Below are 11622 nucleotides of genomic sequence, written 5' to 3'. Positions count from 1 at the left end.
ATATTATGACATAACGCTTGTTCATCGCATTGTCACGGAAAAACTAATTCTCATGAATGATCTTATGAACTTTAAAAAATAAGTTAATAACAAACTGCTTTTTATCGAGATTAAACAGTTGTATTTCCTCTATTTCTTGATGAATCTCCTGCCATTTTTCCGCATATTTTTTTGAGAGAAATAAGTCTCCCTTTTCAACGAGCATGATAGCTTTTTTTTGAATTTTATTAAGAATTTCATCACAAAATTGTTGAAATTGGAATGTAGAAGAAGCAGATGAAAATGTTTGTGCAAGAGTATGTACAATTGTTGCGTTACAAACAGGTTTCTCTAGGAGAGCATCAATTGTTTTAATAATTTCAAGACCGCCATGGCAAATAAGTAAAGCGGCTTTTCGAGGGCTTCCTTTAGATTTTTTAATAATCATTTCAATTGTTTTTTCATCAGGTAAATCCTGATCGGCGAAAATATGTATAATAACTTTTTTCATTTCATCGTTATTCAACGGACGAAAAGAAATTTTTTGACACCGTGAATGGATTGTTGGAAGCAATTTGCCTGAAGAATGTGCGATAATAACAAATAACGTTTTTGTAGGTGGTTCTTCAAGTATTTTGAGAATTGCATTTGCTGCATTTCTATTCATATCATCTGCAGAATCAATAATAACAATACGCCATCCATTATCTTGCGATGTTCGACTTAAAAAATGCATAATATCACGGATATCATCAACGAGTATTCCTGTTTTAAACTTTTGCGTTTTCACATCAAATCGACGTGAAATATACAAAAGACCAGGGTGACTTCCTTGTGTAATTTGGCGCCATGGGGTAGAATAAGGATCGGGTTTGAAGAAAGAACTCTGTTGAAAACTTAAAATGTTCCAAGCAAGATGAAAGGCTAATGTAGCCTTTCCAATCCCGTATTCTCCTTCAAATAATAATGCATGATGCAAACGCTCTTCTTTAAGCATTTGTGTCAAAAAATGACGCACATCCTCATGACCAAAGATAACATTGTTCTGGGATGGTGATAAAATTGTATCAATATCATCATATTGGCGTAAGGTATTTAAATTACTCATGAAAGCTGATCCAACAATACCTGATGACAAATATTTTTTATTTGATGAGCAATAGCTTCCACTGAGCCAGTGGCATCAATGACTCGAAATCTATGGGGTTCTTGTTTGGCCAATTGAAGAAAAGCCTGACGTCTTTGTTCTTGAATTTCCAACTGATCTTTTTCAAAATAATCAATTTCTTCTGTTTTTTTTCTTCGCAAATTTGCACGCTTCATACTACACATTGCTGGCATATCTAATAAAAATGTTAAATGAGGCAAAATACCATTGAGCGCAATACACTCTAAAACAGAAAGAAGAGAAGAACTGACTCTATTATTGAGTCCTTGATAAACGCGTGTAGAATCAATAAAGCGGTCACATAAAACGATTTTACCTTTTTGCAAAGAAGGTGCAATAACTTCATGAAAATGGTCGACACGTGCAGCTGTAAACAAAACAGCTTCAATCAACGGTCCATACTGTCGCGCCTGCCCCGACAACAAAATATGCCGGATTGCTTCTGCTCCTGGCGTTCCTCCTGGTTCTCGTGTTGTAACAACATCATAACCTTGGTGAGAGAGAGACTCAGCAAGTAAAGAAATCTGCACCGTTTTTCCTACCCCCTCCCCTCCTTCGAATGTAATAAAATAACCTGACACGTATGACCTTAACCTTATTAGCGCGTAACTACAAATATTTCCGTAACCATCCAATTGTTATTTCATAGAATGCATTTTTTACTTTTGCAAAGAAACTTCCTTCCTGAATATTCATTCCGGCAAAAACTGGTTTTTCCAGAAGAACCTTTTTATCTTCTAAAATTTGAATAACACCAACTGATTGCCCAGAAACGATGGGGGCTTTCAATGGACCATGATATTTAATTTTTGTTTTAACATTTACTTTTTTTTCATTCGAAAGCATAAAACTTATTGGTGTTTTAACAATGAGTGGAACAAAATTTTTCTTACCACCGTAAACAGAAGCACGACCAACCGTTTCTTCTTTTGTGAAAATTGTTTTGAGATCAAATGCCGTCATCCCCCATTGAAGAATGCGTTCTATTTCTTTTGTATATTTTTTACCATCTTGCAAACCATTGATTGCTAAAAAAAGCCGTCGATGATTTTTAGAAATGGTGGCAACCATTGAAAAACCTTCTTTTTCACTGTAGCCAAAACCAAATCCTTCTACACCAATTTCCTTAGAAATAAGAGGGTTTTTATTACGTTGAAAAATATTATTCCATGTAAAATGAGGCTCACAATAAAGTGCATAATAATCCGGATATTCCTGAACAATATGACGTGCTAATATAATCATATCACGCACAGTTACAAATTGTCCCTCTTCCGGTAGCCCTGTAGCATTAACAAAATGACTCTGAGATAATCCGATTATTTTTGCGCGCTGATTCATCAGTTTTACAAAATGATCTTCATGTCCTGATATTCCTTCAGCAAGAATAATAGCAGCATCATTTCCATTCACAATAATTAAACCACGTAAAAGATCAGAAACACTGATTTCTGTCTTTATCTTTGCAAACATAGTGGTTGTACCGGAAGGTGCTCCACCTTTGCGCCAAGCATTTTCACTGACCTTGAATTTCTGCGTACTTTTTAATAATCCTTTTTTTAATTGATGAAATACAACTTCTGCTGTCATCAATTTTACTAATGAAGCAGGAAAAAAAGGAATATCACTTTGTTTTTCATAAAGTATTGTCTCTGTATCATCATCGAGTAATAACAGTTGTGATGCGGGAGTTTGAAAATCTTGTGCTCTCCCCCACGTATCAAATGCCAATACTCCCCATAATATCAATAAGATCCTTAATGCTGTATACATAGCTGCTCCTCCCATCCCAAAGATCAACATAAAGAATCTTATATAGGAAAAAACTTTTTGATTTCTGAAAATTGAGGAATTATTTACAACTCATAAAAAGATTTTATTTTCATTTAGCTTTAGAAAAAATAATATGACACGTTTTTTATCTTCCATGTAGGTTCAGTTTAACATTTTAAATGTATGAGAGACAAAAGATTTTTTCCTATTTTTATTGATAGTATTTTGATTTGTTATGATAAATTATCATTTTAAAATTGAAGCTAACTCAAAATACTGTAAGATTCTCTCATCCCCTCTTCTCATATTGAATTCATTAAAAATCGCTTACTTACGGGTCATAAGTAGGGTTCGTATATGGATAAAAATTATTAAAAAAGAGAGTAAAAATACTTCTTATAAACCTCTCAAGTGTTAAGAATTATCGCACAAAACATTGGGGACTTGCAAAGTGTATGATGGTGTCGATTTATATCTTCATAAGAGTAAAGATGCTGATGTCTAAAGGCGTTAACAGTTATACCATTCACAGGCGCTGTCGCAAAATAGGCTTGTAGCGTGTTAAAGTATGTCTCTTTTAAATAAGTCCATGAATTGGCAATGTAAGTGTATTTTGTTTGAGACGCTCTGTTTTTCGTGAGGGAACTTACTCCATTAAAGAACATGATAAACAAAAGCATAAGATAATGCATAATCTTTTCATAAGATATTACCGTAGATACTTTAGAAAGATGCAAGGCCGAATCAAAAGAAAATATTTTTTTACTTGTTAAGCTTTTTATTCATCTCAAATCGATTGTACAAGTTGTTTTAGAGATTACACAAACAGACTGACACAATAATTTACCTTCGTCTAGCAAAAGCTATTACAGCAAGAAAAGTACACGCTTTATTAAGCAAGCAATATCATAAAACGACGAATAGACCAGCAATGGAGTGGAAAGGCCGTACTGAATTTATAATAATAGAACCCAACCAAGCTTTTTGAAAAGGACAAAGCGCTTTAAGATAAAAATCCTACACTAAATCCGTAATTTCTTACCTTTTTTACTAGAAAATTATATAGATAAAAAATCAATGCATTTTTTCTTAAAACAGTTGTAGCCAATTAACCTTTGTTTTTTTGTTTAGCTTATTTATAGAAGCAACTTGATCGAATGGTATCGGCTTATCAACCATGATAGGACCAATTTCTGGCAATTTAACTACAACAGTTTTATTACGTTGTTCGTGTTCAACAGCAGCTGCTTTAGCTAATTCTTTTTTGTTTCTTGTATTGCGCTGCTCTTTTAACAAAACAGTTTCTCTTTTTTTCGCAACATTTTCTGACGCTAATGAATATGGGGCAGCATTTCCAGGAGTATAAGAGGACATTAAATATGCAGCATCATAATAGCCAACAGGTGCTTCAGCAATATATTCTACTTTAACATCTGCGACCCCCCTATCTACATACCCCAATATTGCCGCAGCTTGCCTTGATAAATCAATGATTCTGTCTTTCATAAAAGGTCCGCGATCATTCACTCTAACAACGATTGAAGATCCATTTTTCAAATTAGTAACACGAGCATAACTAGGTAAAGGCATTGTAGGATGAGCAGCAGTCAAAAGATTCATGTCATAAATTTCACCGTTGGCAGTTAAACGTCCATGAAAATCTGAACCATACCATGATGCTTCGCCAACACGTTTATAAGTTGGATCACTTTGAGGATAATACCACTTTCCTTTTATTTGATAAGGTTTACCAACAATCGCTCGTCCACGCTTTTTTTCTTCCGATTGATTCTTCTTATTGGATACTTGTTGAGGTAGTACAGAAGTGTTTACGTTAATTGGTTTATTATGATAGGAATCTTTTATTGAAAAATTCATAGTTTGGCTTGCGCAACAAGATACCAGTGACTGAGAAATGACGATCATAGAAAACAATTGAAGTGTTGGTTTAATCATAAAAGTAAATTTCTTTTTTCTATTTGAAGGCATCTATTCAGTCCACTTATTTCTGTTAAGTACTACTGTAAAAACCACGTCACGCTTTTTGTACGCAACGGAAGAATTTACGTTTTTAAATGATTCCCCTCGCGCATATACCACTCTTGAATTGGCCCCTTCTATCAAGAAATTAACGTATTGTTAACCTTTTTATGATCTTCATAAGAAATAAATGTACTATAGTAGATGTTAAAAAGAGTAAAAATTAAATAAATCAACATCTTATAGAAAATTCATTTCATAATATTAAGTGTGAATAAGTGGTGATTTTAGCAACTGTTTTGCGAATCATGTAATGCAGTGGGTATTAAAAAATCAACCTATAGATTGAGAAAATTAGAAACCACATGTGCTGCCAACGCAGGTACAATCCTATCGTAATCTTAAAGCTCTTTTTTGTTGGACAAGAGACAGCATAGCACCGCTCTATTCCAAAACAGCTGATAGAAAATGACAGGCTATAGAATCAATAAAAACTTGAAAAAGAATCAAAACAAAAAAGATTCTTAAATTTTTTATAGCCTATTGATATTACTTAAATTTGGTGAGCGCGCAGGGATTCGAACCCTGGACCTACTGATTAAAAGTCAGTTGCTCTACCAGCTGAGCTACGCGCTCTCACACAAGCTATCTAGTTTGCACACTATCTAATTTGTAGAAAGTGAAGGGAACATACGGTTGACTTTCCATTTGGTCAACACCTTTTGGAAAAAAATATTATTATTTTCTTCAGTTATCAATAATTTTCCGTTTTCGCCCCTTTACTTCATCATTGTATAAGTACTCTTTAATCTTCTTTTTGAAGTTTCAATAAAGGAAAAATTTCACTGCAAAATATTGCATAGATTCGAAGCGTTAAAATTATGAGAAATACCCCCTTCCCCTCACATGGGTTGTTGAGCATAATGGGTAGAGAAGAAAAAATACCTTTTATTATAATATTATTTTTATATCTTTATATTTTAGTGTTCAATTCTCAAATATGAATACAGCTTTATAAGATAATATATTGATTTATAATAATTTATTACTTTTTACTTGAGTGAAAATTCTCAAATACTGTAAGTTTTTCTCATTTCAAATCTTTTTTATATTGAAACAATAAAAAGCATTTTCTTGACCGATATAAGCGAGAGAATAAAACTATAAAAAAGAAATGAAAATACCTTTTATGCTTCCTTTCAATAACCAAAAATTATCGCAACATTAGGGTTCATGGAAATAGTATATAGCGGTTGACACGTTAGACTTGAAAATGGAACAATGAGCAACAATGGCTTTGAGAGTATGATTTTTATTCATGTATAATGAATATATAACGAAAGCCAATTTATCCTATAGAATCAAGTAGATATGAAGCAAAAATTTAGTCTCATTGAAAATATCCCGAATGACTATAAATTATGCTCACTATTAGAGCTGTAGATAATTTTACTAAGAATAAAAAAGCAGAAATAATATGCAGTATGCAAAATTATTTTAAGTGTTTTGAATATATAGAATGCCTTCTAGTTAACTTTTTTATATCAAAAATTATAAAATACGTAGATATATTTTTAGAAGAAAAGGATAATACTAGTCACAAAATTTAGTGTTGGATAATTCAGTCAGAACTATAAAGTATATTTATACATTATTTAATATTAATGTATATATACAGTATATAAATAATAATTTAAATATATCTATAAATAAACATATTTATTTATTAAACGATAATATCAAAAACAAATAAAATAATTTTGATTTGGCGATAAAAAATTGTAAAAGTGTTATATATACATGTATTTTTACTTTACTAATTTTTATTATTTTGATTGGAATGTTGAATGCTAACATGTAAACAGTATGAGCTACTCTTATTTATTCATAACCATATAAAAGAAACTGGTGTTCCTCCTTCTTTTGAAGAAATGAAAAATGCATTAGAACTTTCTTCAAAGTCTGGTATTCATAAGCTCATTATAGCCTTAGAACAACGAGGTTTTATACGTCGCTTGCCCAATCGTGCTCGTGCTGTGGAGGTGATTCGACTTCCTGAGAAAATAACATTTAGCCTTTCTTTAGCACGTAAAATTTCTCCCAGTATGATAGAAAGAAAGAAAAGGGAAATATCAAAAAGCTTGAGTCCCTTTGATGAAGAAGAAAAAAAAAATATCACCATTCCTATTATGGGACGTATTTCTGCGAGCGTACCCGCCTCTGCTATACTGCAACAAATAAACAGCCTTTCTCTTCCACTTGATATGGTTAATACAGGTGAGCACTACGCATTAGAAGTTAAAGATGATTCTATGATGGAGGCTGGTATCCTTGATAAAGATACGATCATTGTGAAACGTCAAAATACAGCAATAACTGGTGAAATTATTGTTGCGTTTATTGATAAAAAAGAAGCCACATTAAAACGTTATCGACGCAAAGGAGCTTCTATTGCATTAGAAGCCGCAAATCCTCATTATGAAGTACGGACATACGAATCCGAGCGTATAGAAATACAAGGAAAACTTACCGGACTTATTCGCAAATATTAAAAAATAAACCTTATAGTACGCGATAGATATCGCAGTAAGAAGCTGTTGAGTATTTTTTTATTGTGCCACACGCAATTGACTTCTTCTCCACAGCCAAAGGATGCCCCCAATTCGGTTTATAAACAATCCAGATCCTTATCGAGCGGGTTTAATTTTCCCTTCCCTCCATGTTCTTCACTTAATGCAAGGCTTGACAAGTAAGTTTTAAAATATTCACCACGTACTTTGAAAAGAACTTAAATGCTTTGAAGGAAGCTTTCTTATATCATCATCCTCAATAACGGAATTTTACGATATAATAAGACAAAATTGTATGCATGCATACAAACACATAAAATTTTGTAGAAAAAAATCAAATAACTTTGTAACAGATTGTATTGCATAGGTATAAAAACAAAGAACATTATTTTTAAATTAATAAAAGCGTAACTCAATCATTCATAGTAATTGTAGGATCATCATGGTAGCACCTCGTATTAGTTTTGTCTCCCTCGGATGCCCAAAAGCACTCGTAGATTCTGAGCGAATTATTACACGCCTTCGCTCTGAAGGGTATGAGATTTCACGTCAACATCAAGGAGCTGATGTCGTTATTGTGAATACCTGTGGTTTTCTTGACTCGGCAAGGAGAGAATCGTTAGCCAATATTGATGAAGCTCTTAAAAAAAATGGAAAAGTTATTGTAACAGGGTGTCTTGGTGCTGATCCTGATGCTATTCGCCAAACATATCCTAATGTATTGGCTATTACAAAACCGCAAGCTTATGAAAGCGTTATAGAAGCTGTTCATACAGCAATTCCTCCTGTTCATGATCCTTTTCTTGATTTAGTTCCTCCCCAAGGTATTCGTTTAACACCTCGCCATTACGCCTACTTAAAGATTTCTGAAGGATGCTCTAATCGGTGTAGTTTTTGTATCATCCCTACACTGCGTGGTGATCTCACTTCACGTCCCATCAGCGATGTTCTTCGTGAAGCTGAAAAACTCGTGCAAGCGGGTGTAAAAGAACTTTTGGTTATTTCACAGGATACGAGTGCTTATGGTGTTGATCTTAAATATCTCGAAAATTCTTGGAAAGATCGTACAATCAAAACTAAATTCTTTGATCTTTGTCGCGAACTAGGCGATATGGGTATTTGGGTACGTATGCATTACGTTTATCCTTATCCCCATGTTGATGAAGTTATCGAACTTATGGCTGCAAAAAAAATTCTTCCTTATCTGGATATACCTTTTCAGCATGCATCACCAACTGTTTTGCGTCACATGAAGCGTCCCGCACTTATGGAAAAAACAAACCGTAGAATTGAAAAATGGCGGAAAATATGTCCAGATCTTACTTTGCGATCAACATTTATCGTTGGTTTTCCTGGTGAAACGAATGAAGATTTTAATATACTTCTAGAATGGCTAGAAGAAGCAAAAATTGAACGCGCGGGGTGCTTTAAATATGAAGAAGTAAAAGGAGCTGCCGCAAATGATTTGGGATTAGAAAATATTCCTGAAGAGGTGAAAGAAAACCGCTGGCATCGTTTTATGGCAAAACAACAACAAATTTCTACACATCTTTTAAAGAAAAAAATTGGAAAAAGACTCCGAGTGCTTATCGATGAAAGTCAAGGAAAAGTTGCCAAAGGACGTAGTCAGTACGATGCTCCAGAAATAGATGGTGTTGTCCATATATCATCACGACGCCCACTGCGTGTTGGTGAATTTGTCACCGTTAAAATCGAACAATCGGATGCCTATGACCTTTATGGTATAGCCGTTTAAAAATTTAACTCCTTCCCTGTCCTCAATGATGAAGATTTCTATCAGCATTAGTTTATAAAAAAGCGACTTTTCATAACAAGAACCGATCATGTGACTTACTTCATGAGAATTTATGAGCAATCCTTACTCTGAATGTTTGCTATACACTCCCAAAATACCAAGCAGTTATATATTCTCTTAATTTAATGCCTTAAAATGAGCTTTAAATGGCGGTGACGGCGGCGCAAAAGAATAAAATCCACAAGGCTCACCATTTTTAATTAACAAAAGAGCAAATCGACAACCGTACTATTTTCCCATTTTTCATATTACGACAGTCATTGGTTAGTGAAAGGAAACTTTTTTCAAGAGTGTTTTATGCACACAAGAACTTCCTTTGTGATATGCAAACGGATGTTTTTTATGGTTGCAATATAAGAGAATTTGAAACAAAACAATCTGACGATATTTAAATGAAAAAAATAAATTATCATTATAAATAAGTCTCTTATCTTAAACTCTTTAAACTTATTTTTAAAATATCTAATTTTTATTAACACGTTTTAAAATCAAAGAATTTCTTATCAAGCAAATGACTTGGGCGTACATTTGTTAAAGCGCGAATCATCGTATCTTTACGTCCTGGCATTTGTCTTTCTATATTTTTCAGCATTTCTTTCATTGCATTACGTTGTAATCCATCTTGACTACCGCAAAGATTACAAGGAATAATTGGAAATTGCATTTCTTGAGAAAATTTTTCCATATCTTCCTCAGCAGCATAAACAAGAGGACGTAATACAAAAAGATCTCCTTCATCATTTTTAAGTTTTCCAGGCATGGCAGCTAATCGGCCACCGTGAAACAAATTCATAAAAAATGTTTCTAAAACATCATCACGATGATGACCTAAAACTAATGCAGAACATCCCTCTTCACGTGCAATACGATAGAGATTACCACGTCGTAATCGAGAACAAAGTGAACAATATGTCTGCGACTCTGCCAATTTATCTGTAACAATGGAATAAGTATCCTGATATTCAATACGATATGGAATTTTATAAGAACTTAAAAAGTCTGGAAGAATATGCTTAGGAAATCCTGGTTGCCCTTGATCAAGATTACAGGCTAGAATTTCAACGGATAAAAGACCTCGCCACTTTAAGTCTAAAAGAAGCGCTAATAAACCATAAGAGTCTTTTCCACCCGATAAAGCAACAAGCCATTTTTTCCCTGTAGAGAGCATAGAAAAATCATCCAAAGCTTGTCGCATATGACGTAAAAGTCGTTTGCGCAATTTATTAAATTCTACGCTTGAAGGAGCAACACGAAACATTGGATGACAATTATCTGCTTCGCTTATTAAAGGATCATCTCTCCCTTTGTTTTCTTCTATTGCCTGATATTCAACTGAAACATCATTCATAATACCATATCCTGCACAATAAACGGCTCGTTTTGCAAAGATAAAAACAAATATTAAAGCAAGCTTACATTTATGTTTTTTGAATTTATAAATTAGATACACAAAAAAGAAATGGAACTATACAAATTTATGACTATAAAACATAGCAATAAACTTAATATAGAACCATTTACAAAAAGAACTTATTAACTTCAAATATTGTAAGAATAACACAATATTTTGAAGTTATCATAATAGAAGAGAGAAACAATTTCTCTTACAGAAAAATTATCGAGAATAAAATTCAACAACCAGATTAGGTTCCATTTGCACAGCATAAGGAACATCTGCAAAAGCAGGAATACGTGTAAAGGTTGCTTTCATCTGTTTATGATCTGCTTCAATATAATCAGGGACATCACGTTCTGCCAATTGCACTGATTCTAACACTAAAACAAGTTGTTTCGATTTTTCCCGAACCTCAATAACATCACCTGGTTTACAACGATAAGATTGAATGTTTGTACGCCGCCCATTGACATTAACATGACCGTGATTGATAAATTGGCGAGAAGCAAAAATCGTAGGTACGAATTTTGCACGATAAACAACAGCATCCAAACGTGATTCTAACAGACCGATAAGATTTTCGCCAGTATCGCCCCGTCGACGAGCTGCCTCTTCGTAGGTTTTATGAAATTGTTTTTCTGAAATATCTCCATAAAACCCTTTCAATTTCTGTTTAGCGCGCAACTGAACCCCATAGTCAGAAAGTTTTCCTTTACGACGCTGTCCATGCTGACCTGGACCATAATCACGACGATTGACAGGAGATTTTGGACGCCCCCAAATATTTTCTCCCATACGACGGTCAATTTTATACTTTGTTGTTTCGCGTTTACTCATCGCATTTCCTTATAAAATAAAACACGAGATCTTAAGACCCCAAGGAAACGCGCCCTCCTCTGCCTTTAAATACTAAAGACTGACAGAATACCTTAACATATCA

8 protein-coding genes, 1 tRNA gene and 1 pseudogene are annotated in these 11622 nt (G+C 33.8%); 3 read left to right on the top strand and 7 right to left on the bottom strand.

Annotation, left to right across the window (positions count from 1 at the left end):
• Positions 1–43: 43 nt before the first annotated feature.
• From ACFINI_RS05620 to ACFINI_RS05605, 4 genes are all read right to left on the bottom strand, one after another.
• On the bottom strand, positions 44–1087 hold the full coding sequence (locus tag ACFINI_RS05620) for a DNA polymerase III subunit delta' (protein ID WP_375646662.1): 1044 nt from the start codon (positions 1085–1087) through the stop codon (positions 44–46).
• Positions 1084–1728 carry a dTMP kinase gene (tmk, locus tag ACFINI_RS05615; protein WP_375629841.1) on the bottom strand — a complete coding sequence of 215 codons (645 nt, stop codon included), beginning with the start codon at positions 1726–1728 and terminating at the stop codon, positions 1084–1086. The genes ACFINI_RS05620 and tmk overlap by 4 nt, the downstream gene beginning before the upstream one ends.
• Before the next feature lie 28 nt (positions 1729–1756).
• A complete protein-coding gene (locus tag ACFINI_RS05610) occupies positions 1757–2920 on the bottom strand; it encodes a D-alanyl-D-alanine carboxypeptidase family protein (protein ID WP_375646660.1) in 1164 nt (387 codons plus the stop codon).
• 1089 nt (positions 2921–4009) lie between these two features.
• The gene (locus ACFINI_RS05605) at positions 4010–4909 is read right to left on the bottom strand and encodes a septal ring lytic transglycosylase RlpA family protein (protein ID WP_375646658.1); all 900 of its coding nucleotides are present in this window, start codon (positions 4907–4909) and stop codon (positions 4010–4012) included.
• A 285-nt stretch (positions 4910–5194) separates the two neighbouring features.
• Between ACFINI_RS05605 and ACFINI_RS05600 the strand changes: the two are divergent.
• Positions 5195–5372, top strand: a pseudogene (locus ACFINI_RS05600) (integrase); the annotation flags it as partial.
• An 88-nt stretch (positions 5373–5460) separates the two neighbouring features.
• On the opposite strand, the gene ACFINI_RS05595 reads toward ACFINI_RS05600, so the two are convergent.
• Positions 5461–5536 (bottom strand) — tRNA-Lys (locus tag ACFINI_RS05595).
• Between the two features lie 1211 nt (positions 5537–6747).
• Between ACFINI_RS05595 and lexA the strand changes: the two genes are divergently transcribed.
• Together lexA and rimO are read left to right on the top strand one after the other, a co-directional pair.
• Positions 6748–7452: a transcriptional repressor LexA gene (gene lexA, locus ACFINI_RS05590; protein ID WP_375646655.1), complete on the top strand. Its 705-nt coding sequence runs from the start codon at positions 6748–6750 to the stop codon at positions 7450–7452.
• A gap of 460 nt (positions 7453–7912) precedes the next feature.
• Positions 7913–9226: a 30S ribosomal protein S12 methylthiotransferase RimO gene (gene rimO / locus ACFINI_RS05585; RefSeq protein WP_375629851.1), complete on the top strand. Its 1314-nt coding sequence runs from the start codon at positions 7913–7915 to the stop codon at positions 9224–9226.
• Between the two features lie 532 nt (positions 9227–9758).
• Here rimO and ttcA read toward each other — a convergent pair.
• Both ttcA and rpsD read right to left on the bottom strand, forming a co-directional pair.
• A complete protein-coding gene (gene ttcA, locus ACFINI_RS05580; protein ID WP_375634106.1) occupies positions 9759–10634 on the bottom strand; it encodes a tRNA 2-thiocytidine(32) synthetase TtcA in 876 nt (291 codons plus the stop codon).
• A gap of 267 nt (positions 10635–10901) precedes the next feature.
• The gene (gene rpsD, locus ACFINI_RS05575) at positions 10902–11519 is read right to left on the bottom strand and encodes a 30S ribosomal protein S4 (protein ID WP_273722651.1); all 618 of its coding nucleotides are present in this window, start codon (positions 11517–11519) and stop codon (positions 10902–10904) included.
• Positions 11520–11622: the final 103 nt, after the last annotated feature.

The sequence above is a fragment of the Bartonella sp. AA56HLJMS genome (assembly GCF_042197145.1).
In the GTDB taxonomy this organism is placed as follows: Bacteria; Pseudomonadota; Alphaproteobacteria; order Rhizobiales; family Rhizobiaceae; genus Bartonella.
Note: the sequence above shows the minus strand (reverse complement) of the source record. Positions and strands in the feature narration are given on the sequence as shown.